Raw genomic sequence first — 22942 nt, 5'->3', positions numbered from 1 at the left:
GCCCTAGCCCCAGTTGCGCACGTTGGTCTGCGCGGCCCCGGAGTAGTTCTCGTGTGCGCCCTCGGCGATCTGACGCAAGCGCGCCAGGGCATCTCGCATCTCCTGGGCGCCCTGCTCCCAACGGCGTTGCGCCGAGCGTTCGGCCTCCCCGCCGTCGCCGTACCAGGACGTGCCCAGCGCGGCGACCGAACTCCTGGCGTGGGCCAGGTGTGCCTCCAGTTGGGAGTCGAACTCCGACATCCGGTCGACGACGGCGAGCAGGGCCGCGGGGTCGACCTGAAAGCCGCTCACAGACCGGCCTCCGACACGCGAGCCGCACCCGACGCGTCGGTGGCGTCGTATCGCTGGGCCGCGTCGTCCAGCAGTGCCGACATCCTTGCCAGCCCGTCGACGACCTGCTGGGCGCCGTCGTGCCATTCCCGCCACACCGCGTCGTAGGCCGACGCCGCCTCGCCGGACCATCCCGGCCCCAGCAATCCGGACACCTCACCGTCCAGCGAGCCAAGACCCGTGCGCAAGCCCGTGGCCACCGACTCCAACTCACCCGCCACCGTGGCAAGCACGGACGCGGTCACGCGCAAATCCGACATCGAATTTCACCCCCCGCTAGATCGCCGACCAATTCAGCGTAACGCGGGGCGCGGAGGCCCAAATGCACTGATTCAGAACACTTTTGACAGCGAACTCACAGGATGTTCATGGGTAACGGTCAGCCGGGGAGCACCGGAATGGCCCCGGCGACCATGAGCGGGCGCACCTCGGCCCACATCAGATCGTTCTCGGCGGCTGACCCCGAAAGCTGCAGCACCCCACGCTGATCGGCGACGTACAGCGTCGACGGGTTCGCCGCGACGGTTGAGACCGGGGCCAGCAGGTTACGACTCGGACCGTCGGAGTTGACGCCGTCGAGGTTGACGTAGGACACCGGATGCTGCGGATCGGTGCGGCTGACGACGATGTCGTCGCCGGTGCGCCAGGACAGCGACACCGCCGTGTCACCCAGCCCAAAACCGAGCCGTCGTGGATAGGTGAGCGCGTAGAGCCCGCCCTGCGTCTGCTCGACCCCGGCGAGGATGACCTGCCCGTTGACGACCATCGCGGCGCGGGTGCCGTCCCGCGACAGCTGCAACTCCGTCACCGGTCCAGGGAACTTGGTGAACACCGCCGTCGCGTCGACGGGGATGCGCGCGGGCTGACCGGATGCCGCTTCCTGGATGACGCGGACGACGTTGTTGCCGTCGACCACCACCCAAATCGCGTCGTCGAGTGACCAACTCGGACGCGACAGCGTGCGGCCGTCGATGGCTTGCGAAGAGTCCCCGCCGAGTTGGCCGATCCACAGGGACGACGCCATGTCGGGCGCACCCGGGCGCAGCGTCACCACCGACGCCACCTCTTGCCCGCTGCGCGACAGGGTGGCCGCCGTCTGCCCCGGCAAGTTCCCGAACGAACCCGCCACCCGCGGCGCCTTCTGCCCGTCCAGCGACACCAGCGACCCACCGATCAGGGCGTGCAATCCCGCCGCGGCTCCGGGATCGGCACCAGGGTCGGTGGCGGCGACGTCGGAGGAGTTCCACCCCGCGGCAAATCGGTCGTCGAGGGCCGCACCGTCGGCGTTGATCACGTACGGCCCGTTGACCCCCGCCCGGTTCAGAGTCCAGATGATCTGCGCGGCAAGCAATTGCCGCGAATGGGGATCGGTGGTCGACAGGCTCTCCAGGTCGACGCGCGCGCCGCCGTAGCCCCGTCCGACACCGGTCTTGCCGCCGTCGGCCCGGGTGACCGGACCCCGCAACCGCAGCGGCGCACCGAGCAGGTTGCGCACGGTGTTGATCATCTCGGGCCGCGGGCCGGCCACCAACTTGCTGACCAGTTCGGTGGGCAGTTGATCGGGATCGGACACCGCGACGTAGCGCGGATCGGGGACGACGGTCTTGCCGGTCGGGTCGACGAAGTACAGCGTGCTGCGCTTGTAGGTCGCCAGGAATTGCTGCCAGTCCAGGAAGACGCCGTTGGGCAGCTTGTCGATGCGCCAGCCACCCGGGGTCTTCACCAGTTCGATCGGGCCGGGGTCCGGCAGGGCGCCGTCACCGGTTTCGAACACCCCCATGTCGGACAGCGATCCGAGGATGTCGGCCTTCATGGTCACCGAAACACGTTCGGGCTGGCGTGTTTCGACGAACACCACCCGGTCGATCAGCAGGGCGCTGCCGGCGTCGTCCCAGGAGTTGGACGCCGACTCGGTGAGGAACTGACGGGCGGCCAGATGCCGATTCGCGGGATCGGCCGTCGCCTTGAGGAACTCGCGCAGCAGGACGTCGGGATCCATGCCGGGGGTCGGCGTCGGCAGACTCGGCGGCGCAGGCCGGTCCATGGTGCCGAGCGCTTGAGGCGCCGACGAACTCGGTACGCCCGCACACCCGGCCAGGGTCAAGGCGATGGTGAGCAGCAGGGTGACGGCGACCAGCGCGCGTCTCACGCCCGCTCCCCCGCGGGTTCGCGGTCGCGGGCCGGTGTGGCCGACGGCTTGTCCGGACCAATGGGCTTGAGCGGCAACGGACTCGCCGTCACCTTGTGACCACGGACCAACGGCAACGTCAGTCGGAAGCAGGCACCCTTGCCCGGCTCGCCCCACGCCTCGAGCCGGCCCTGATGCAGCCGCGCGTCCTCGATGGAGATCGCCAACCCCAGTCCGGTGCCACCGGAGCGGCGCACCCGCGACGGGTCGGACCGCCAGAACCGGCTGAACACCAGCTTCTCCTCGCCGGGGCGCAGCCCGACGCCGTAGTCGCGCACCGTGACCGCGACGGTGTCCTCGTCGGCGGCCATCCGAATTCGCACCGGCTTGCGCTCGGCGTGGTCGATGGCGTTGGCGATCAGATTGCGCAGGATGCGCTCCACCCGCCGCGCGTCGACCTCGGCGATCACGGCCTCCGAGGGCATGTCCACCACCAGGTCGACCGAGGCGTCCTTGGCGAGGTGACCGACGTTCTCCAGGGCACTTCCCACCGTCAGGCGCAGATCCTCGGACTCCACCGACAGCTCCGCGACACCCGCGTCGTGGCGCGAGATCTCCAGGAGGTCGCTGAGCAACGTCTCGAACCTGTCCAGCTCGCTGACCATCAACTCCGTCGCGCGTCGCAGCGCGGGTTCGAGGTCGTCGCTGTGGTCGTAGATGAGGTCCGCCGCCATGCGCACGGTGGTCAACGGCGTCCGCAGTTCGTGGCTGACGTCGGAGGTGAAGCGGCGCTGCAGGTTTCCGAATTCCTCGAGCTGGGTGATCTGCCGTGACAGGCTCTCGGCCATGTCGTTGAAGGACACTGCCAGGCGGGCCATGTCGTCCTCGCCACGGACCGGCATCCGCTCGGTCAGGTGGCCCTCGGCGAACCGCTCGGCGATGCGCGACGCCGAGCGAACCGGCAGCACGATCTGGCGTGCCACCAACAGCGCGATGGCGGCCAGGAGGCCTAGCAGCACGATGCCACCGGTGGCCATCGTCCCCCGCACCAGCGCGATGGTGCTCTCCTCGTTGTTCAACGGAAAGATCAGGTAGAGCTCGAGATTGGTGACCGGTGACGACGTCGGACTGCCGACGATCAGCGCCGGGCCGGAGAAGCCGTCGGTGTTCACCACGGCGTACTGGTAGCTGACCTGTCCGGCCTTGACGAAGTCGCGCAGCGCGGTGGGGATCTGTTGCACCGGACCCGCTGCGGTCGCCGCCCGCGGTCCGTCGCCCGGCACCACCAACACCGCGTCGAAGGCACCGGCAAGTCCCGCCCCCGAGTCGACCTTGCGGTCGACGAGGGTGTTGCGCGCCAACTGAAGACTGCTGTCCAGCGAGCGCGTTTCCTCGCCGCCGACGATCCCGCTGACCGTCGTGCTGGCGCGCTCGATCTCCTCGGTGGCCGCGCGCACCTTGATCTCGAGGATGCGGTCGGTGATCTGGCTGGTCAGCACGAAGCCGAGCACCATGATAACGGCCAGGGACAACCCGATGGTGAGCGTCACCACCCGCAGTTGCAGCGAACGACGCCACGCGAAGCCGAGCGCTCGGCCCAAGGTGCCGAGGCCCCGCAGCATCGGAGCCGAGCGGCTTCGAATGCGTCGGCGGGAACCCCAGATCACGGGGGTCCGGCCTTGTACCCCACTCCTCGAACGGTGAGCACCACCTGCGGGTTCTCCGGATCTGTCTCGACCTTGGCGCGCAACCGCTGGACGTGCACGTTCACCAGACGGGTGTCGGCGGGATGCCGATAACCCCACACCTGTTCGAGCAGCACATCCCGAGTAAACACCTGCCGCGGTTTACGTGCCAGCGCGACCAACAGGTCGAACTCCAACGGCGTCAGGGAGATCTGCTCTCCGCCGCGGGTGACCTTGTGGGCGGGCACGTCGATCTCGACGTCGGCGATCGACAGCATCTCGGCCGGGCCGTCGTCGTTGCGGCGCAGCCGGGCCCGCACGCGCGCGACGAGTTCCTTCTGCTTGAACGGCTTCATGACGTAGTCGTCGGCGCCGGACTCCAGGCCGAGCACCACGTCGACGGTGTCGGTCTTGGCCGTCAGCATGACGATCGGGACACCCGAGTCGGCGCGCAGCACGCGGCAGACGTCGATGCCGTTCATGCCGGGCAACATGAGGTCCAGCAGCACCAGATCCGGTCGCAGTTCGCGGACCGCGGTGAGCGCCTGGCTACCGTCACCGATGACCGCGGTGTCGAAGCCCTCGCCCCTCAGGACGATCGTGAGCATCTCGGCGAGCGACGGATCGTCGTCGACGACCAGAATCCTTTGCCTCATGGTGCCCATCGTGTCACCGAAACGCGATAAACCTGGGTTACCACACCGGGCGTTTTGCCCGCAGATCAGGACGTCAGAGCCTGCGCCAGGTTCTGCGGCACCACGTCGGGTCCGGCAACGACCCAGCGCCCCTGCCAATTCACGTCGGCCAGCGCGGCGTAGGCCGCCCCGGTGCGACGCTGAAGACCGTCGTCGCGCTCATAGGCGTCGCGCGTGCGGTCGGCGTCGGCCGCCTCCCTCCGCAACGCCCGCTCGGCGGCCAACTCGGTGGGCACGTCGAGCAGCACCTGCCAGTCCGGGCGTGGGAGGGCGAAGCGACCGAACTCGAGTCTGCCGACCCAGGCCACGACGCCGCCCTCGACGTCCTGGTGCAACCGGGCCGCGCTGTAGGCGGCGTTGGAGGCGACGTAGCGGTCCAGGATGACGACGTCGTGCTCGGTGCAGAGCCGTTCGATCTCGGGTTTGGCGTCCGCCCGGTCGAGGGCGAACAACGTAGCCATCGCGTACACCGAGGACGACAGGTCGCCGTGCTGGCCGTGCAACGCCTCGGCGGCGATGTCGGCGTGCACCGATTCGTGGTACCGCGGAAAGGCCAGGCGGGCGACCGTCCTGCCCGTCGACTCGAAGGACGCCTGCAGGCCGTTGGTCAACGTGCGTTTGCCGGCGCCGTCGACTCCCTCGATCGCGATGAGCACGGCCGTCAATCTATCCCCACACGCGAGTGGCCAGCCACCACACGCCAAACACGGTGAGGCGCGCGGTAACTGGCCACTCGGCGAGTGCCGCTAGTAGCGGTAGTGCTCCGGCTTGTACGGGCCGTCGACGTCGACGCCGATGTACTCGGCCTGCTCCTTGGTGAGCTTGGTCAGCGAACCGCCGAGGGCCTCGACGTGGATCTTGGCGACCTTCTCGTCGAGGTGCTTGGCGAGGCGGTAGACCTCGTTGTCGTACTCGTCGTTCTTGGTCCACAGCTCGATCTGCGCGATGACCTGGTTGGAGAAGCTGTTGCTCATCACGAACGAGGGGTGCCCGGTCGCGTTGCCCAGGTTCAGCAGACGACCTTCGGACAGCACGATGATCGAATGACCGTCGGGGAAGATGAACTCGTCGACCTGCGGCTTGATGTTGATCCGACGAATGTCCTTGTCCCGCTCCAGGCGAGCCATCTCGATCTCGTCGTCGAAGTGACCGATGTTGCCCAGGATGGCCTGGTGCTTCATCGACCGCATGTGGTCGAGGGTGATGATGCCTTGGTTGCCCGTGGCGGTGATGACGATGTCGGCCCAGCCGATGGCCTCTTCGACGGTCTTGACCTCGAAGCCGTCCATCAGCGCCTGCAGGGCGTTGATCGGGTCGATCTCGGTGACCGCGACGCGGGCGCCCTGCGCCTTGAGCGCCTCGGCGCAGCCCTTGCCGACGTCGCCGTAGCCACACACCAGCGCGGCCTTGCCGCCGATGAGGACGTCGGTGCCGCGGTTGATGCCGTCGATCAGCGAGTGACGGGTGCCGTACTTGTTGTCGAACTTGCTCTTGGTGACCGAGTCGTTGACGTTGATGGCGGGGAACGTCAGCTCGCCGGAGGCGGCGAACTGGTAGAGCCGCAGCACACCGGTCGTGGTCTCCTCGGTGACGCCCTTGACGGACTCCGCGACCGTGGTCCACTTGGTCTTGTCGGCCTCGATCGAACGACGCAGCAGGTTCAGGAACACCTTGTACTCGTCGGAGTGCTCGTCGTCCTCGGGCGGCACGACGCCGGCCTTCTCGAACTGCGCGCCGCGCAGCACCAGCATCGTGGCGTCGCCGCCGTCGTCGAGGATCATGTTCGCGGGCTCACCCGGCCACGTCAGCATCTGCTCGGCGCACCACCAGTAGTCCTCGAGGCTCTCGCCCTTCCAGGCGAAGACGGGAACGCCCTTGGGCTCCTCGACGGTGCCGTGCGGGCCGACGACGACGGCCGCGGCGGCGTGGTCCTGCGTGGAGAAGATGTTGCACGATGCCCAGCGGACCTCGGCCCCGAGAGACACCAGGGTCTCGATCAGCACGGCAGTCTGGATGGTCATGTGCAGCGAGCCGGAGACCCGGGCACCCTTCAGCGGTGCCACGTCGGCGTATTCGCGACGCAGCGCCATCAGGCCGGGCATCTCGTGCTCGGCGAGGCGGATCTCCTTGCGGCCGAATTCGGCCAGTTCCAAGTCGGCGACCTTGTAGTCGATGCCGTTGCGGACGTCGGCGGTCAATGTTGGTGCAGTCATGTAGAGCCCTTACTTCGTTGGTTCTCGGGTCGTCAAATGCCATGTGCGCACGCATGGTGCGCCGGCGACACCCGAAGCCTGCGGACTCGCGGGACAGGCGCGACGGCGCACTGCCGGCTAGGAGGTGTCTATGACACCGTATCGCTCGGCGAACGGTGTCATCAAACGGGCCAGGTCACGGGCAACGTCGTGATCTGCTTCCGGCGGCATCGACACGTAGCTCATCGCGAGCCGGACGATGGCTCTGGCCAGCACCCCGGCGTCTTCCTCACTGGCCCGGACCCAGCTGTCCATGAAGGTCGAGGTCAGTCGCTGCGAACACCTCGTGATGATCGGCGCGCTGTCGGTGGTGATGATCTGCAGCAGGTCGGGCTTCGCCGCGCCGGTCAAGAGCGAGATGACCAAGGGGTCGGACGCCGACTCCGCGAAGAAGGCCCGGAAACCCTCGAGGAAGGCAGCGTAGACGTTTCCGACGTTGCCCTTGATCGCGTCGTCCACCGCGTCCACCAGCCGGTCGGCCAACCGCAACGCGTAGCCCTCGGCCAGGCCCTGTCGCGACCCGAACTCGTTGTAGATGGTCTGGCGGCTGATGCCGGCCGCCTTCGCGACGTCCGAGAGCGTGATGGACGACCAGTCCCGCGCCAGCAGCATGTCCCGCATGCCGTCGAGGATCGACCCGCGAAGCAGCACTCGAGACGCCTCGGCGTACGGCACGCGCGTGGCCGTACGCCGGTCGCTCGGACTGTTCATACGCGCGAGACTATCGGGTGCAAGGGCGGTCAGCCTCGCGCAACCTCGACCATCTCGAAGTCCGATTTCGCCGCACCACAATCCGGGCAACTCCAGTCCTCCGGGATGTCGTCCCAGCGGGTGCCCGGGGCGATGCCGTCCTCGGGCCACCCCTTCTCCTCGTCGTACTCGAATCCGCATTGCACGCAGACGAACAACTTGTAGTCACTCATGCCGATACCTCCGTTTCCTCGAAGTCAACCTTCTCCCGGACCGCACAGTCCGGGCAGCACCAGTCGTCGGGCACTCGATCCCAGGGCGTCCCCGCCGGAAAGCCTTCGCGCGGTGCACCTTTGGCCTCGTCGTAGACGTAGTCACAACCGGGGCAGCGGTAGGCGCTCATTGGGGCTTCCCGTACTTGGCGAGCACCTTGTCGCGCATCCGCGGATGCACGTTCACGCGGGAGATGTCGCCGTCGTAGTGCGCCAGCACGCGGTGGTCCATGACCTTGCGCCACAAGGGCGGAAAGTAGGTCAGGCCGATCATCGAGGCGTAACCGCTCGGCAGGTTCGGTGCGCCGTCCATGCTGCGCAGGGTCTGGTAGCGACGCGTCGGGTTGGCGTGGTGATCGCTGTGCCGCTGCAGGTGGTACAGGAACAGGTTGGTCACCAAATGGTCTGAGTTCCAACTGTGTTGGGGCGCGCACCGCTCGTAGCGTCCGCTGGCGGTCTTCTGCCGGAGCAGACCGTAGTGCTCGAGGTAGTTGACCGTCTCCAACAACGCGAAGCCGAACACCGCCGAGATCACCACGTACGGAATGAGCGCGACGCCGAAGAACGCGATCAGCGCGCCGTAGAGCACCACTGACATCGCCCAGGAGTTCAGGACGTCGTTGGTCGGATGCCATGGGCTCTTGTCGAGCCGTCGCAGGCGTTGCGCTTCGAGCTTCCACGACGACGTCAGGCTGCCCCAGACGCTGCGCGGCAGGAACTCCCAGAACGTCTCACCGAAGCGCGCCGACGCGGGGTCCTCCGGCGTCGCGACCCGCACGTGGTGGCCTCGGTTGTGCTCGATGAAGAAGTGGCCGTAGCACGTCTGCGCCAGGGTGATCTTGCTCAGCCAGCGTTCGAGGGTGTCCTTCTTGTGGCCCAGCTCGTGCGCGGTGTTGATGCCGACGCCGCCCATCATGCCGACCGACAGCGCCAGGCCGATCTTCGCGGGCCAGCCCAACGAGCCGTCGAACCCGAGCCAGCCCAGGTCCGACGCCGTGAAGAGGTAGGCACCGAGGACGACGGTGAGGTACTGGAAGGGAATGAAGCTGTACGTGCAGTAGCGGTAGTACTTGTCGTTCTCCAGCCGCTCCATCACGGCGTCGGGCGGGTTCTCCCCGTCGGGCCCGAAGCGCCGGTCGAGCAGGGGCAGCACGAGGTACACCAGAATCGGGCCGATCCAGAACGGCACCTGCGCCGCGGCATGCCAGCCGAGCTGGTTGAGCGCCCACACCACCGGCAGCATCACCAGCACCGCCGTGGGCACGATCAGTCCCATCAGCCACAGGTATCGCTTCTTGTCCCGCCACCGGTCGACGGGCGTCGTGCCGTCCGCGGATTCCACGTGAATCGTCACCGCTTCACCTCCATGTGAGTGTCATCACCAACTGCGCTTGACTATAGACAGGCATTTGTCCGATGTCTAGACACAAGGGCGGGTTTTGTAAAGCAGCCGAACGTAGGCGAGCGCCGAAATCTACCCATGGGTCGTGACATGGCGGGAGGCACGGCGATCCCGCAGAAGTGGGCGACGGCGGGTCAGACCGCTGCGTCGGCGCCTTCGCGTTGACCAAGCACCGACTTGCGGCGGCCGTACAGCAGGTACAGCACCACGCCGACGACCATCCAGATGCCGAAGCGGATCCACGTCAACCCGGTCAGGTTCAACATCAGCCACACGCAGGCGACGATCGACACGATCGGCAGCACCGGAACCCACGGCGCCCGGAACCCGCGCTGCAGGTCGGGCCTCGTCCTGCGCAGCACGATCACTCCCGCGGACACCAGCACGAAGGCGAACAGCGTGCCGACGTTGACCATCTCCTCGAGACGGTCGATCGGGAACACCGACGCGGCCAGCGCGACGACGACCCCGACGAGGACCGTGATGCGCACCGGCGTGCCGCGGGCACCCGTCTTCGCCAGCTGACGGGGCAGCAGTCCGTCGCGCGACATGGCGAACAACACCCTGATCTGCCCGAGCAGCAGCACCATCACCACCGTCGTCAGCCCGGCCAAGGCGCCGATCGAGATCACCGTGGCGGCCCAGTCGACGCCGTTGGCGGAGAACGCCGACGCGAGGTTGGCCTGTCCGTCGGGGCCGGTCTTGAGGTCGGTGTAGGGCACCATGCCCGACAGCACCACCGTCACCGCGACGTAGAGCAACGTCACGATCCCCAGGGAGTACAGGATGCCCCGCGGCACGTCACGCTGCGGGTTCTTGGTCTCCTCGGCGGTGGTGGCGACGATGTCGAAGCCGATGAACGCGAAGAACACGATCGACGCGCCGGCGAGCAGCCCGTACCAGCCATAGGTACTGCCCTCGGCACCGGTGAGCAGCGAGAACACCGACTGGTCGATGCCGGTACCCGTGTCGCCACCGGATTCGGCGGGCGGAAGGTACGGCGTGTAATTGGCCGCCTTGACGTAGAAGGCACCGACGCAGACGACCAACAGCACGACGGCCACCTTCACCGCGGTGATGACGGCGCTGACGTTGGACGACAACTTCGTCCCCCGCGCCAGCAGCAGGCAGATCACCGTGACGACCAGCAGTGCGCCCCAATCCAGCGTGACGGGACCGAGGTCGACGGTGCCGCCCGAGAAGCCGAAGACGGTGCCCAGGTAGGACGACCACCCCTTGGCCACCACCGCCCCCGCCACCGCGAACTCCAAGATCAAGTCCCAGCCGATGATCCACGCCGTGAACTCGCCAAAGGTGGCGTAGGAGAAGGTGTATGCGCTGCCCGCCACGGGGACCGTCGACGCGAACTCGGCGTAGCACAGCGCCGCCAGACCGCAGGTGATCGCGGCGATGACGAACGACACCGAGATGGCCGGACCGGTCAGGTCGCCCGCCGTGGACGCGGTGATGGTGAAGATGCCTGCGCCGATGACGACCGAGACGCCGAAGACGGTGAGATCACGCCAGGTCAGGTCCTTTCGGAGCCGGGTGTCGGGCTCGTCGGTGTCGGCAATCGACTGCTCGACGGACTTGACACGCCACCGATCCGTCATTGTTTCTTCGCCCCTTCCGGTCGTATCCCCGGGAACTTACCCACTACCGTCCAAGCCATGGGCGAACATGCGATTGTCGTCGGCGGCAGCCTCGCCGGGCTCTGCGCCGCCAGGGTGTTGTCGGACTTCTACGACCGGGTGACGCTCTACGAACGCGACGAGCTCCCCGAAGAACCCGGCAACCGAACCGCGGTGCCGCAGGGCCGGCACGTGCACCTGCTGATGGCGCGCGGCGCGGCGGAGTTCGAACGGCTGTTTCCCGGTCTGCTCGACGACATGGTGGCGGCCGGGGTGCCGAAACTGGAGAACCGACCCGACTGCATCCACTTCGGCGCCGCGGGACACGTGCTGGGGACCAACACGACGCTCAAGCGGGAGTTCACCGCCTACGTGCCAAGCCGACCGCATCTGGAATGGCAGATCCGCCAACGCGCGCTCGCCATCGACAACGTCGAGCTGGTGCGCGGCAGGGTCGCCGAATTGCTGTACGCCTCAACGGAGGAACGCGTCACGGGCGTCCTCCTCGACGCCGGCGACCAGTCGACCGCCGTGCCAGCCGACCTGGTGGTCGACGCCACCGGACGCGGCACCCGGCTGCCGGTGTGGCTCGAGCAGTGGGGCTTCGGCCGGCCGACGGAGGACACCGTCGACGTCGGCATCGACTACGCGACGCAGCGGGTGCGCATCCCGGAGGAGGCGCTGGTGGAGAAGGTCGTGGTCGCCGGCGCCTCGCACGGGCATCCCGTCGGGCTCGGCATGCTGCTGTACGAGGACGGACTGTGGAGCGCCACGTCGTACGGCACCGGAAAGGTGGCGCCGCCGCAGAGCTTCGCCGAGATCTGCGACGCGGCCGACGACCTGCTGCCGCCGCACCTCAGCGGCGCACTGCGGGCCGGTGAACCCGTGGGCGACATGGCATTTCACAAGTATCCCGCGAGCCGATGGCGCCGCTACGACCTGATGGAACGATTCCCCGCCGGCGTCATCCCGTTCGGCGACGCGGTGGTGAGCTTCAACCCGACCTACGGCCAGGGCATGACCATGACCTCCATCCAGGCGGGCAACCTCCACTCCGTGTTGCGGTCGGGGGAACACGACATCGCCGGTGCGCTGGCACGCGCGACGAAGAAGACGACCTGGCCGGTGTGGACGATGAACGCCATCGGCGACGTGGCGCTGCACAACGCCACCGCCGAGGACGCGCCGTGGTGGTACCTGACCGTCGGCAACCTATTCGAACAGTTCCTCAGCGCGGCGGAGACCGACGCCGATCTCGCCGAGTGGTTCCTACGCCGGTTCAGCCTGCTGGACAGTCTCTACATGGTGCCGGACGCCAAGACGCTGGGTCGGACCGTCCGGCACAACATGGGTCTGCTGGTGTCCGAGAAGTACGGCCGGGCCAGGACGTTCATCCGGACCAATCGGTTCAGGACGTCACTGCACGGTCGAGATCCGGCTCCAAGTAGATGACCGTGGCCGCGGGCACCGCGGCACGAATCGCCGCCTCCGCGGCGTCGATCGCGACGGCCATCGTGGCGAGGTCGGTCTCCGCAGCGAGGGCGATCTTCGCCCCGACCAGCATGTCGTCGGGACCCATGTACTGCGTCCTGAGATGGATCACGCGGTCGACGTGGGCGGTCTGCTCCAGCGCGGCCCGGATCGCCTGGTCCTCCTGCGGGGTCGCTCCCTCCCCGATGAGCGCGCTGTGCATCTCGATCATGAGGATGACGGCGATCACCCCCAACAATGCACCAATGCACACCGTGCCGACGCCGTCCCAGACCGGGTTGCCCGTGAGGATCGTCAGACCGACACCGGCCAGGGCGAACGCGAGACCGATGAGTGCGCCGGTGTCCTCCAGCAGGACGACCGGCAGCTCGGGGTTGCGCGAGCTGCGGATGAACCGCCACCAACTACCGGTGCCCTTGATCGGCCGCGATTCGACCATCGCCGTGCGAAAGCTGTACGACTCCAAGCAGATTGCCACACCCAGGATGGCCACGGCGATTACCGGTGAGGTCAGCTCGTGGGGATGGACGATCTTCTCGTAGCCCTCGTACAAGGCGAAGGCGCTGCCGAGGGAGAACAGCACCAGCGCCACGACGAACGAATAGAAGTAGCGGCTACGGCCGTACCCGAACTGATGCAGCGCGTCGGGCTTCTTGGACGCCTCCCGCTGACCAAACAGCAGAAGACCCTGATTGGACGTGTCGGCCACGGAGTGCACGGCCTCCGCGAGCATCGACGAACTGCCCGTGATGAAGAAGCCGATGAACTTGGCCGCTGCGATGCCCGCGTTTGCAAGCAGGGCGGCGACGATCGCGCGCTTGCTTCCCGATGCCGACATCGCCTGCCCCGTCAGATTCCGACGGTGGCGCGAAACAACGCCGCGGGCTGCTCGGCCACCAGGCGGATGGGCCCGTCGTCGGCGGCCACCCACGCAGCGGCCCCCCGATCGAGGGTCAAGACAGTCGACTTCGCGTGGATCTGAACCGACCCCTCTGTGCAGAACAACACCTGGGGACCGTCGTGGCGCGCGGGTGCGTCGATCTCGTGGCCGAGGTCGTCGCCGTCGAGGCGCAGCATCGACACCGCGAACTCGGGCGCCGGCGTGTCGTACACGATCTCGACTCCCTCGCGCGTGGACCGTGGCCGAAGTTCGGACTCGTCGGTGGGGGTGAAGTCGAGGACCCGCAGCAGCTCTGGCACGTCGACGTGCTTGGGCGTCAGACCACCGCGCAACACGTTGTCGGAGTTGGCCATCACCTCGAACCCCATGCCGTGCAGGTATGCGTGAAGATTGCCGGCGGGCAGGTAGATGCCCTCCCCCGGCTTCAGGCTGATGCGGTTGAGCAACAGCGCGGCCAGCACGCCGGCGTCCCCGGGGTACAGCTCGCCGAGCTGCAACGCGGTCTTGGCCTCGCTCACGAATTCCGTTGCACCGGAACGCAAGTAGTTGACGGCACCGTCGAGCACCAGGGGCACCAGCGTGTCGAGGTTGGCCTGCGGTGCGGTGATCCACGTCGTGAACAGGGCACGCAACCCGTCGGCGTCCGCCTGACCCGACAACAGGTTTATGTACGGATCCAGGTCCGCGACCGTCAATGCCCGCAGCAGCTCGACGGTGCGGGCGACCGGTCGGAACCCCGCCAGGGCCTCGAAGGGGCCCAGCGCGACCAGCAGCTCGGGCTTGTGGCTTCGGTCGCGATAGTTTCGGGTGGGCGCCGAGACGGGGATGTGCAGACGGTCCTCGCGGGCAAACCCCTCAATGGCCTGTTCGGCACTCGGGTGCGCCTGTAGTGACAACGGTTCCTCGGCCGCGAGCACCTTGGCCAGGAACGGTAGTGCGTCGCCGAATCGCTGACGCGTGGCCGCGCCCAGTTGGCCGTCGGGATCTTCGGTGATGGTGTCCAGCAGCGATCGCTCGCCACCGTCGCCCTCGAGCCGCGCAGGGTCTCCAGGGTGGGCGCCCAACCACAGTTCGGCTTCCGGATGTGGTGTGGGACTGTGCCTTCCGGTGAGTTCGGCGATGGCGGTGTGGGATCCCCACGCGTAGGTGCGCAGCGCACCACGTAACACGTCCACTGGCTAACCTCGGACCAATCGAAGGTAGACCGCGGCCATCTCGAGGCGGACGGCCAGGACGAGGAGTTGCTGCTCACGGCGACCAGCCGGACGAGAGACCACGTCCTCTCCGACGTCGTCGGCGCTCACCACGTCCACGTCGTCGTAGCCGTTGAGCGCCGCCACCATGGCAGGCCGCTCTTCGTCGGTGGCGAACACGATGGCCCGCACCCTCTTGCCGAGCGGACCGTCGATCTCGTCGTCGTGGAAGATGGACGACTCGTAACTCGTTGCAGCACTGGTCAACCCCCGACGCAGGGCCGTCATGGCATCGGACAGGCCCACCGCGGCCGCCGGCTGTTGAGCGACGCGCAGCAGGGTCGAGCCCGCGTGCCGGGCGAGCGCGACACTGGCCGCGGTGCCACCGGCCAGGACGACGTCGCGGTCCGACATCCGTTCGGCGAGCGACTTGGCCGGGTTGGTGAACAGATCGCGCCCGGCGCTGTTGCGCAAGGTCGCGGCGTCCAGCGCGTCGGCCAGCTCGGCGAGGTCGACGCTCATCCCCGGAAGGACGACGTGCAGGACGGCAAGGCCGACGGCGAGGTACCGGACGAGAGCGAACTCGTCGGACACCAGCAGCCGTGGCGCCAGCACCACGGCCTTGCCAGCGGCGACCTCGCGAAGGGGACCTTCGTCGGGGGCGGCCACGACAACCCTTGCGCCGCGGCGGATCCCACTCGCGGCGGTCGCCACCAGCACGGGATCGGCGGCGTCGTCACCGGCGACGATCATCACGTCGAGGGCGCCGATCCACGGTGGCACCTCCGAGGCGACGACGATCGGAGCGCCCGTCGAGCCGCCGAACGCGGCGGTGAGCATCGCGCCCGCCGCCTCGGCAGCACCCCGGGTGGCCACCCAGATGACGGTGCGCGGGGCGTGGTCCCCGGCAAGGGCGGCCAGGGCGCCCTCGTCCAGGGCGGCGGCGGTGGCCCGCATCTGCGCACCCGCCATCGACGCCGCACGCAGCAAACCTTCTCGGTCGGCGGCGAGCAGACCCTCGACGTCGTCGAGGTCGACGGTCGCGTGCGGAGCGCTCACGTCGCGGTCCCGCCTTCGCTCGTCTTGGCGGCGATCTGGGCACCGATGTCGTCGACCAGCGTCGCGACGTCGTCGGCGCTTCTGGCCTCGACGTTGAGCCGCAGCAACGGCTCGGTGTTGGAGGTGCGCAGATTGAACCAGGTGCCTTCGCCGAGGTCGACGGTGACGCCGTCGAGGTGGTCGATCGACTGGATGCGACCGCCGAACGACTTCAGCACCGCGTCTACGCATGCCGGGGCGTCGGCCACGGTGAAGTTGACTTCGCCTGACTCCTCGTACCGCTGGTAGTCGGCCATCATCTCCGAGAGCGGTCGGTCCTGCTCACCGAGGGCGGCGAGCACGTGAAGCGCGGCGAGCATCCCGGAGTCGGCGCCCCAAAAGTCGCGGAAGTAGTAGTGCGCCGAGTGCTCTCCTCCGAAGATGGCACCCGATTCGGCCATCAGCGCCTTGATGTAGGAGTGCCCGACGCGCGAGCGCAGGGCGGTGCCGCCCCGCTCGACGATGAGTTCGGGTACGGCGCGCGACGTGATCAAGTTGTGGATGACGGTGGCGCCGATCTCACGACCGAGCTCCCGGCCGGCCACCAGGGCGGTCACCGCCGACGGCGACACCGGCCGACCGCGCTCGTCGACGACGAAGCAGCGGTCCGCGTCACCGTCGAAGGCGAGTCCGATGTCGGCTCCGGACTCCACGACGTGGCGCTGCAGGTCGACGAGGTTGGCCGGGTCCAGCGGGTTGGCCTCGTGGTTGGGGAACGTGCCGTCGAGTTCGAAGAACAACGGCAGCAGCGTGATCGGCGTCAGCGGCCCCAGCACCGCGGGCGTGGTGTGGCCGCCCATGCCGTTGCCCGCGTCGACGGCAACGCGCAGCGGGCGCAGCGCGGAGATGTCGACCAGTGACCTCAGGAAGTGTCCGTAGTCGGCGAGCACGTCGCGGTCCTCGACGGTTCCGGCCGCGCCGTCGTAGGTGGGCACGCCGGTGATCACCTCGTCGCTGATGGTGGTCAGTCCGCTGTCCTTGCCGACGGGCTTGGCACCGGCGCGGCACAGTTTGATGCCGTTGTACGCGGCCGGGTTGTGGCTCGCGGTGAACATCGCGCCCGGGCAGTCGAGAAGCCCGGAGGCGAAGTACAGCTGGTCGGTCGAGGCCAACCCGATCCTGGTGACGTCCAGGCCCTGGGCGACCACGCCCTCGGCGAACGCCGCGGCCAGCGACGGGGAACTGTCGCGCATGTCGTAGCCGATCGCGACCCGGTCGGCTCCCTCGCCGCGAACCAACCTGGCGAACGCGCCACCGACCTCGGCGACGAACTGTTCGTCGATCTGTTCGCCGACGAGTCCACGGACGTCATACGCCTTGATGACACGGTTGACAGCCGCAGCAGGCCTCGACATTGATCTCCTCGCACAGGGGACTCTTGGCGCAAGCCTATCGGCTCGGCAACCGACGCGCCGGTGGGTCATGCCCGAGGATCACTCGCGCTCTCGCACGAGCTCCGGCGACGAGCATCGGGCCGGCTTCCATTTAGTCCAGGGGGTCCGGCAACACGCGCAGGTGGCCACGTCGACGGCCGTTCTGCTCGGCGCGTTGAACCGGGGGTGCCATCAGCGCGCCTCCGCGCACACCGGTGACCGGATCGGAGAACCCGACGGGCGCGGCTGCCACGCCAGCGTCACGACCTTCGCGCACCGCGTCGGCGAGTGCCACGAGGTCGTCGTCGTCGGAATGTGACGGCAGCGGACCCGCGTGCCTGACGAGTTCCCATCCGCGCGGCGCGGTGATTCGTCCGGCATGGATCACGCACAAGTCCCACGAGTGGGGCTCGGATGCGGTGGCCAGCGGTCCTACGACGGCGGTCGAGTCCTTGTAGACGAAGGTCAGCGTCGCCACGGCGTAGTGCGGGCACCCGGGCCTGCAGCAGCGACGGGGAACGTTCACGGACACGAGGCTATCGCGCAGAAACCCCTCGGGTCCGCGACACGCGCAGCACGCAACGCGCCGATCTCCAACCGTTACGATCGCCGCATGGTCGACCGGCAGCCGTCACGTGCACATCGCGGACGCCGGGAGATGCGCGGCCCACTTCTTCCTCCCACCGTGCCGGGGTGGCGCAGTCGGGCCGAACGCTTCGACATGGCCGTGCTGGAGGCCTACGAACCGATCGAGCGCCAATGGCAGGAGAGACTCGCCGGGCTCGACGTGGCGGTCGACGAGATCCCCCGGATCTCGCCGAAGGATCCAGACAACATCCAATGGCCACCCGAGGTGATCGCCGACGGGCCCATCGCCCTCGCCAGGCTGATACCGGCCGGCGTCGACGTGCGAGGAAACAGCACTCGCGCGCGAATCGTGTTGTTCCGCAAGCCCATCGAGCGACGAGCCAAGGACACCGTCGACCTGTCGGACTTGCTTCATGACGTGCTGGTGGCACAGGTGGCCACGTATCTCGGCGTGGAACCCTCCGTCATCGACCCGACGGTCGACGACGACGACTGACCCCGGCGCGGGGTCAGCGCAGGATCAGATGATGCCGCGCTTGAGGCGACGCCGCTCCCGCTCCGACAGACCGCCCCAGATTCCGAAGCGTTCGTCGTGGGCGAGGGCGTAGTCGAGGCACCGGTCCTTCACCTCGCACCCGAGGCAAATGCGCTTCGCCTCGCGGGTCGAGCCACCCTTCTCCGGGAAGAATGCCTCGGGGTCAGTCTGCGCGCACAGCGCGCGCTCCTGCCATTGCTCGTCGTCGAGTTCCGGATCGCCGAAGGCACCAGCCTGATCGGGGACCACGCTCAACTGCGGACGGCCGATCACCCCACCCTGCGCCGGCCCGGTATTGGTATGCGGTTCGTTGCCTACTGAGCCGAGCATCCGACTGTCGAATCGGATGACACGATCGAAATCTACGTGCTCATAAGACATCTTCCGCCTCCTCACCTGTCTTGGAAATTCCCTGCTTCATCCCCACCACGCACCCTAGTGGCCCCAGTAATTCGAACAAGTGATCGAATCTCGGTCTGCGACACTGGAACCGGAAGCCAACCGGGAAATGACACTGATGTGATTAGACACGCGTTAGCTGCAGGGGTCAAGCGCAGGGACGCGATTTCATACCATCCCGTGACCAAACGTCGGCGCGTCGGATACCTGGCGTGTCGCGAAAGTGACCAAGTCGGCGCTCAAATGAAAGTCCAGTGGACCACGTCCGCACCGAAGCGCCTAGTGTCGATCGATGTGAAGGTCACAGTTCTGGTGGGCGGCGTCGGCGGCGCGCGCTTTCTGCTCGGCGTCCAGCAGTACCTGGGTCTAGGTCAATTCGCAGGCACCGCAACGGGGCCTGCGGGTGAGCACGATCTCACCGCAATCGTCAACGTGGGCGACGACGCATGGATGCACGGCGTCCGCATTTGCCCGGATCTCGACACCTGCATGTACACGTTAGGTGGAGGTATAGATCCCGACCGGGGCTGGGGCCACGCCGACGAAACTTGGCATGCCAAGGAGGAACTCGCCGCCTACGGCGTGCAACCCGACTGGTTCGGACTCGGCGACCGGGACCTCGCCACGCACCTGGTCCGCAGTCAGATGCTCAGAGCGGGCTACCCGCTGTCGCAAGTCACCGAGGCGCTGTGCGCGCGGTGGCAGCCGGGTGCCCGACTGGTGCCGGTCACCGACGACCGCAGCGAAACCCACGTGGTCGTCACCGATCCCGACGCAGACGACGGCAGTCGACGGGCCATCCACTTTCAGGAGTGGTGGGTTCGCTATCGCGCCCAAGTCCCCACCCACGACTTCGCCTTCGTCGGCGCCGACAAGGCAACGGCGGCACCGGGTGTCCTGGACGCGATCGCCGAGGCCGACGTCGTGTTCCTCGCCCCGTCCAATCCGGTCGTGAGCGTCGGTGCGATCCTCGCCGTGCCGGGAATCCGTGGCGCCCTTCGGTCGACCGCCGCCCCGGTCATCGGCTACTCCCCCATCGTCGCCGGGCGAGCACTGCGGGGGATGGCCGACGAATGCCTCACCGTCATCGGAGTCGAGACCTCGTCGCAGGCCGTCGGTGCCCACTTCGGGCCGCGTTCGGGCACGGGCCTGCTCGACGGGTGGCTCGTCGACGAGGGTGACACCGCCGCCGTCGACGGCATCGCCGTGCGCTCCGTGCCGTTGTTGATGACCGACCCGCAGGCGACCGCCGAGATGGTGCGCCACGGAATCGAACTCGCGGGAGTGGGCGGCGCGTGACCGACTCCGATCACATGGCCGACCACGGGGCTGCGGCCGCCCTGGAGATCCTGCCCGTACCCGGGTTGCCCCAATTCCGGCCCGGTGACGACGTCGCCGCCGCGATCGCCGCGGCCGCTCCCTGGCTGCGCGACGACGACGTCGTCGTCGTGACGAGCAAGGTGCTCTCCAAGAGCGAGGGCCGCATCGTCGCCGCACCGTCGGACCCCGAGGAACGAGACGCCCTGCGGCGCAGGCTCGTCGACGCCGAAGCCGTCCGGGTGCTGGCCCGCAAGGGCAGGACACTGATCACCGAGAACGCGATCGGCCTGATCCAGGCCGCGGCGGGCGTCGACGGCTCCAACGTCGACTCCGCCGAACTGGCGCTGCTGCCAGTCGATCCCGACGGAAGTGCCGCGCTGCTCCGCGACCGACTCGCCACGATGCTCGGCGTCACCGTCGGCGTCGTCGTCACCGACACGATGGGGCGGGCCTGGCGCAACGGCCAGACCGACACCGCCATCGGGGCCGCGGGTCTGGCCGTGCTGCACGGATACGGCGGAGCGCACGACGAGTTCGGCAACGAACTGGTGGTGACCGAGGTCGCCGTCGCCGACGAGATCGCCGCGGCAGCGGATCTGGTGAAGGGCAAGCTGACCGGCATACCGGTGGCCGTCGTGCGCGGACTGACGCTGCGCGACGACGGCTCCAACGGCCGCAGCCTCGTCCGAGCCGGCGAGGAGGACCTCTTCTGGCTGGGGACCGAAGAGGCGATCGCCGTGGGCCGTGGACAAGCCCAGCTGCTCCGCCGCTCCGTCCGCGCCTTCAGCGCCGAACCGGTCGACCCGGCCGTGGTGGAAGCCGCTGTCGCCGAGGCGCTTACCGCACCGGCCCCACACCACACGCGGCCGGTGCGGTTCGTGTGGGTCCGCGACGGCGACGTTCGCCAACGCTTGCTCGACGCGATGAAGCAACGGTGGCGCACCGACCTGCTGGCCGACGGCAGGCCAGCGGACGCCGTCGACCGACGCGTCGGCCGCGGCCAGATCCTCTACGACGCACCGGAGCTGGTGATCCCGTTCATGGTGCCCGACGGGGCCCACGAATACCCGGATGCCGCCAGGACGGCCGCCGAGACCACGATGTTCACCGTCGCCGCCGGCGCGGCGGTGCAGGCGCTGCTGGTCGCGCTCGCCGTCCGCGAGGTCGGCAGCTGCTGGATCGGGTCGACCATCTTCGCCGCCGACGTGGCGCGCGACGTGCTGGCGCTGCCCGCGGACTGGCAGCCGTTGGGCGCCATCGCCGTCGGCCATCCCGCCGAACCCCTGGCGCCACGGGACCCCGTGCCGACCGACGGGCTGCTGACCATCCGATGACCCTGCACGCCTCGGTCGTCGACGCGTTGACCCGTTGGCAACCCAGCGATCCCGCACAGGATTCGTTGCGGTACGCGGTACTCGCCTTCGTCCTCGCCAGGGACGACGCCTGCAGGAGATCATGCGCCCCAGGCCATGTCACGGCTTCGACGCTGGTGCTCGACCACACCGGCACCCGTACGCTGCTGACCCTGCACCCGCGGATCGGCCGCTGGGTTCAGCTCGGTGGCCACTGCGAGGAGTCCGACGTCGACGTCATGGCGGCGGCGGCACGGGAGGCGCGCGAGGAATCCGGGATCGACGGACTGACCGTCGGCGAATTACCGGTCGCCCTGCACGTGCACGCGCTCACCTGTTCGCTGGGCGCACCGACGCATCATCTAGACCTACAGTTCGTGGCCCGCGCGTCGCCGGACGCCCACGTCGCCATCAGTGACGAGTCGCTGGACCTTCGCTGGTGGCCGCTCGACGCCCTGCCCGAGGGGTCCGACTTCGGCCTGCGGCAATTGGTGCGAGCGGCTCAGACGTCCGTCGAGTAGCGGATTCCGCCGTCGGGGATGCGCACCCCCGGCCACACCCGGGCACCGCGAAGCAGCTCGCACCGCGCACCGATGTCCGCACCGTCGCCGATCACGCCGTCGCGGATCAGCGCCCGCGGGCCGATCCGCGCGCCGAAGCCGATGATCGACCGCTCGATGACCGACCCGGCCTCGATTCGGGCACCGTCGAAGATCACCGCGCCGTCGAGCCGCGCGCCGGGACCGATCTCGGCGCCCCGACCGACGACCGTTCCGCCGATGAGCAGCGCGCCCGGGGCCACGGCGGCGCCGTGGTGCACCAATTCCTCACCCCGGTGACCGTTCAGGGCCGGTGACGGCGCGATGCCCCGGACGAGGTCGGCCGAGCCGCGCACGAAGTCGTCGGGCGTACCCATGTCGCGCCAGTAGGTGGCGTCGACGTAACCGCACACCTTGAGCCCGTCGGACAGCAGCGCCGGGAACACCTCTCGCTCCACAGACACCGCCCGCCCCGTGGGGATGCGGTCGATGACCTCCCGCTTGAACACGTAGCAACCCGCGTTGATCTGATCGGTCGGCGGGTCCTGCGTCTTCTCGAGGAACGCGGTGACGACACCATTGGAATCGGTGGGCACACAGCCGAAGGCGCGCGGATCGCCGACCCGGACCAGGTGCAGCGTCAAATCCGCGTCGCGGTCGTGGTGGCTGTTCAGCAGGGCGTTGAGGTCGGCACCGGAGAGCACGTCGCCGTTGAACACTAGGGCGGTGTCATACCGCAGCTTCGACGCCACGTTGGCGATGCCGCCGCCGGTGCCGCGGGGTTCGTCCTCCACCACGTAGTCGATCTGCAGCCCAAGCTTGGACCCGTCGCCGAACTCGGCTTCGAACACCTCGGCCTTGTAGGACGTCCCCAGCACGACGTGCTGGATGCCCGCTGCCGCGATGCGCGACAGCAGGTGGGTCAGGAACGGAAGCCCTGCCGTCGGCAGCATCGGCTTCGGCGCGGACAGCGTCAGCGGGCGAAGGCGCGTGCCCTGCCCACCGACGAGCACCACGGCGTCGACCTGTGCCGGATTGACCGAACTCCCCATCGCCAGCCCCATCTCT

General features: G+C 68.2%; 24 protein-coding genes. 5 read left to right on the top strand and 19 right to left on the bottom strand.

Annotated elements, in window-relative coordinates; all coding sequences use genetic code 11:
* Window positions 1–3: 3 nt before the first annotated feature.
* From H7J06_RS09040 to H7J06_RS08985, 12 genes are all read right to left on the bottom strand, one after another.
* Window positions 4–291: a WXG100 family type VII secretion target gene (locus H7J06_RS09040; RefSeq protein ID WP_264038412.1), complete on the bottom strand. Its 288-nt coding sequence runs from the start codon at window positions 289–291 to the stop codon at window positions 4–6.
* A complete protein-coding gene (locus H7J06_RS09035) occupies window positions 288–590 on the bottom strand; it encodes a WXG100 family type VII secretion target (RefSeq protein WP_264038411.1) in 303 nt (100 codons plus the stop codon). Before H7J06_RS09035 ends, H7J06_RS09040 begins: the two co-directional genes overlap by 4 nt.
* Window positions 591–709: 119 nt before the next feature.
* Window positions 710–2479 (bottom strand): MtrAB system accessory lipoprotein LpqB, encoded by a 1770-nt coding sequence (lpqB, locus tag H7J06_RS09030; RefSeq protein ID WP_308205741.1) that lies wholly within the window; start codon window positions 2477–2479, stop codon window positions 710–712.
* A complete protein-coding gene (gene mtrB, locus H7J06_RS09025; protein ID WP_264038410.1) occupies window positions 2476–4125 on the bottom strand; it encodes an MtrAB system histidine kinase MtrB in 1650 nt (549 codons plus the stop codon). The genes lpqB and mtrB overlap by 4 nt, the downstream gene beginning before the upstream one ends.
* The gene (gene mtrA, locus H7J06_RS09020) at window positions 4122–4808 is read right to left on the bottom strand and encodes a two-component system response regulator MtrA (protein WP_149480903.1); all 687 of its coding nucleotides are present in this window, start codon (window positions 4806–4808) and stop codon (window positions 4122–4124) included. The genes mtrB and mtrA overlap by 4 nt, the downstream gene beginning before the upstream one ends.
* A gap of 56 nt (window positions 4809–4864) precedes the next feature.
* Complete coding sequence (locus H7J06_RS09015) at window positions 4865–5494, bottom strand: dTMP kinase (RefSeq protein ID WP_264038409.1); 630 nt, start codon at window positions 5492–5494, stop codon at window positions 4865–4867.
* 90 nt (window positions 5495–5584) lie between these two features.
* Window positions 5585–7051, bottom strand: a complete 1467-nt coding sequence (gene ahcY, locus H7J06_RS09010; protein ID WP_264038408.1) for an adenosylhomocysteinase — start codon at window positions 7049–7051, stop codon at window positions 5585–5587.
* A 117-nt stretch (window positions 7052–7168) separates the two neighbouring features.
* Entirely contained in the window at window positions 7169–7801 is a 633-nt protein-coding gene (gene alkX, locus H7J06_RS09005; protein WP_264038407.1) for a TetR family transcriptional regulator AlkX, read from the bottom strand.
* 29 nt (window positions 7802–7830) lie between these two features.
* The gene (locus H7J06_RS09000) at window positions 7831–8013 is read right to left on the bottom strand and encodes a rubredoxin (RefSeq protein WP_264038406.1); all 183 of its coding nucleotides are present in this window, start codon (window positions 8011–8013) and stop codon (window positions 7831–7833) included.
* A complete protein-coding gene (locus H7J06_RS08995; RefSeq protein WP_264038405.1) occupies window positions 8010–8183 on the bottom strand; it encodes a rubredoxin in 174 nt (57 codons plus the stop codon). The genes H7J06_RS09000 and H7J06_RS08995 overlap by 4 nt, the downstream gene beginning before the upstream one ends.
* The gene (locus H7J06_RS08990) at window positions 8180–9400 is read right to left on the bottom strand and encodes an alkane 1-monooxygenase (protein WP_308205755.1); all 1221 of its coding nucleotides are present in this window, start codon (window positions 9398–9400) and stop codon (window positions 8180–8182) included. Before H7J06_RS08990 ends, H7J06_RS08995 begins: the two co-directional genes overlap by 4 nt.
* Before the next feature lie 188 nt (window positions 9401–9588).
* Entirely contained in the window at window positions 9589–11067 is a 1479-nt protein-coding gene (locus H7J06_RS08985) for an amino acid permease (RefSeq protein WP_264038403.1), read from the bottom strand.
* A 57-nt stretch (window positions 11068–11124) separates the two neighbouring features.
* Here H7J06_RS08985 and H7J06_RS08980 point away from each other — a divergent pair, with 57 nt between their 5' ends.
* Entirely contained in the window at window positions 11125–12537 is a 1413-nt protein-coding gene (locus tag H7J06_RS08980; RefSeq protein ID WP_264038402.1) for an FAD-dependent oxidoreductase, read from the top strand.
* Here H7J06_RS08980 and H7J06_RS08975 read toward each other — a convergent pair.
* The 5 genes from H7J06_RS08975 to H7J06_RS08955 all read right to left on the bottom strand — a co-directional run bounded on the left by H7J06_RS08975 (window position 12494) and on the right by H7J06_RS08955 (window position 17667).
* Window positions 12494–13414 (bottom strand): cation diffusion facilitator family transporter, encoded by a 921-nt coding sequence (locus H7J06_RS08975; protein ID WP_264038400.1) that lies wholly within the window; start codon window positions 13412–13414, stop codon window positions 12494–12496. The two genes, H7J06_RS08980 and H7J06_RS08975, sit on opposite strands and share 44 nt — an antisense overlap.
* An 11-nt stretch (window positions 13415–13425) precedes the next feature.
* Window positions 13426–14652 (bottom strand): mannose-6-phosphate isomerase, class I, encoded by a 1227-nt coding sequence (gene manA / locus H7J06_RS08970; RefSeq protein WP_264038399.1) that lies wholly within the window; start codon window positions 14650–14652, stop codon window positions 13426–13428.
* 3 nt (window positions 14653–14655) lie between these two features.
* Window positions 14656–15729, bottom strand: coding sequence for a TobH protein (locus tag H7J06_RS08965; protein WP_264038398.1), 1074 nt, complete (start codon window positions 15727–15729; stop codon window positions 14656–14658).
* Complete coding sequence (locus tag H7J06_RS08960; RefSeq protein WP_264038397.1) at window positions 15726–17123, bottom strand: phosphomannomutase/phosphoglucomutase; 1398 nt, start codon at window positions 17121–17123, stop codon at window positions 15726–15728. Before H7J06_RS08960 ends, H7J06_RS08965 begins: the two co-directional genes overlap by 4 nt.
* A gap of 130 nt (window positions 17124–17253) precedes the next feature.
* A complete protein-coding gene (locus H7J06_RS08955; RefSeq protein WP_264038396.1) occupies window positions 17254–17667 on the bottom strand; it encodes a DUF3499 domain-containing protein in 414 nt (137 codons plus the stop codon).
* Window positions 17668–17799: 132 nt separating this feature from the next.
* On the opposite strand from H7J06_RS08955, the gene H7J06_RS08950 reads away from it, so the two are divergent.
* Window positions 17800–18225: a metallopeptidase family protein gene (locus tag H7J06_RS08950; protein ID WP_264038771.1), complete on the top strand. Its 426-nt coding sequence runs from the start codon at window positions 17800–17802 to the stop codon at window positions 18223–18225.
* A 24-nt stretch (window positions 18226–18249) separates the two neighbouring features.
* Here the strand turns inward: H7J06_RS08950 and H7J06_RS08945 are convergent, their stop codons facing one another.
* Complete coding sequence (locus H7J06_RS08945) at window positions 18250–18594, bottom strand: WhiB family transcriptional regulator (RefSeq protein WP_264038395.1); 345 nt, start codon at window positions 18592–18594, stop codon at window positions 18250–18252.
* A 363-nt stretch (window positions 18595–18957) separates the two neighbouring features.
* Here H7J06_RS08945 and cofD point away from each other — a divergent pair, with 363 nt between their 5' ends.
* The 3 genes from cofD to H7J06_RS08930 are packed head-to-tail and all read left to right on the top strand — an operon-like array spanning window position 18958 to window position 21856.
* The gene (gene cofD, locus H7J06_RS08940) at window positions 18958–19962 is read left to right on the top strand and encodes a 2-phospho-L-lactate transferase (RefSeq protein ID WP_264038394.1); all 1005 of its coding nucleotides are present in this window, start codon (window positions 18958–18960) and stop codon (window positions 19960–19962) included.
* A gap of 14 nt (window positions 19963–19976) precedes the next feature.
* Window positions 19977–21317, top strand: a complete 1341-nt coding sequence (locus H7J06_RS08935) for a coenzyme F420-0:L-glutamate ligase (protein WP_264038769.1) — start codon at window positions 19977–19979, stop codon at window positions 21315–21317.
* On the top strand, window positions 21314–21856 hold the full coding sequence (locus H7J06_RS08930) for an NUDIX domain-containing protein (protein ID WP_264038392.1): 543 nt from the start codon (window positions 21314–21316) through the stop codon (window positions 21854–21856). The genes H7J06_RS08935 and H7J06_RS08930 overlap by 4 nt, the downstream gene beginning before the upstream one ends.
* Here the strand turns inward: H7J06_RS08930 and manB are convergent.
* On the bottom strand, window positions 21838–22926 hold the full coding sequence (gene manB / locus H7J06_RS08925; protein ID WP_264038391.1) for a mannose-1-phosphate guanylyltransferase ManB: 1089 nt from the start codon (window positions 22924–22926) through the stop codon (window positions 21838–21840). The genes H7J06_RS08930 and manB overlap by 19 nt on opposite strands.
* Window positions 22927–22942: the final 16 nt, after the last annotated feature.

Origin of the sequence: Mycolicibacterium hodleri, from assembly GCF_025822245.1 — a bacterium.
GTDB lineage: Bacteria > Actinomycetota > Actinomycetes > Mycobacteriales > Mycobacteriaceae > Mycobacterium > Mycobacterium hodleri.
Note: the sequence above shows the minus strand (reverse complement) of the source record. Positions and strands in the feature narration are given on the sequence as shown.

What these genes read in the sequence shown, in the direction of transcription:
- H7J06_RS09035 (WP_264038411.1), bottom strand. Translation starts at nt 590, where the DNA reads ATGTCGGATTTGCGCGTGACCGCGTCCGTGCTTGCCACGGTGGCGGGT.
- mtrA (WP_149480903.1), bottom strand. Translation starts at nt 4,808, where the DNA reads ATGGGCACCATGAGGCAAAGGATTCTGGTCGTCGACGACGATCCGTCG.
- ahcY (WP_264038408.1), bottom strand. Translation starts at nt 7,051, where the DNA reads ATGACTGCACCAACATTGACCGCCGACGTCCGCAACGGCATCGACTAC.
- alkX (WP_264038407.1), bottom strand. Translation starts at nt 7,801, where the DNA reads ATGAACAGTCCGAGCGACCGGCGTACGGCCACGCGCGTGCCGTACGCC.
- H7J06_RS09000 (WP_264038406.1), bottom strand. Translation starts at nt 8,013, where the DNA reads ATGAGTGACTACAAGTTGTTCGTCTGCGTGCAATGCGGATTCGAGTAC.
- H7J06_RS08995 (WP_264038405.1), bottom strand. Translation starts at nt 8,183, where the DNA reads ATGAGCGCCTACCGCTGCCCCGGTTGTGACTACGTCTACGACGAGGCC.
- H7J06_RS08985 (WP_264038403.1), bottom strand. Translation starts at nt 11,067, where the DNA reads ATGACGGATCGGTGGCGTGTCAAGTCCGTCGAGCAGTCGATTGCCGAC.
- H7J06_RS08980 (WP_264038402.1), top strand. Translation starts at nt 11,125, where the DNA reads ATGGGCGAACATGCGATTGTCGTCGGCGGCAGCCTCGCCGGGCTCTGC.
- H7J06_RS08975 (WP_264038400.1), bottom strand. Translation starts at nt 13,414, where the DNA reads ATGTCGGCATCGGGAAGCAAGCGCGCGATCGTCGCCGCCCTGCTTGCA.
- H7J06_RS08960 (WP_264038397.1), bottom strand. Translation starts at nt 17,123, where the DNA reads ATGTCGAGGCCTGCTGCGGCTGTCAACCGTGTCATCAAGGCGTATGAC.
- H7J06_RS08950 (WP_264038771.1), top strand. Translation starts at nt 17,800, where the DNA reads ATGCGCGGCCCACTTCTTCCTCCCACCGTGCCGGGGTGGCGCAGTCGG.
- H7J06_RS08945 (WP_264038395.1), bottom strand. Translation starts at nt 18,594, where the DNA reads ATGCTCGGCTCAGTAGGCAACGAACCGCATACCAATACCGGGCCGGCG.
- H7J06_RS08935 (WP_264038769.1), top strand. Translation starts at nt 19,977, where the DNA reads ATGGCCGACCACGGGGCTGCGGCCGCCCTGGAGATCCTGCCCGTACCC.
- H7J06_RS08930 (WP_264038392.1), top strand. Translation starts at nt 21,314, where the DNA reads ATGACCCTGCACGCCTCGGTCGTCGACGCGTTGACCCGTTGGCAACCC.
- manB (WP_264038391.1), bottom strand. Translation starts at nt 22,926, where the DNA reads ATGGGGAGTTCGGTCAATCCGGCACAGGTCGACGCCGTGGTGCTCGTC.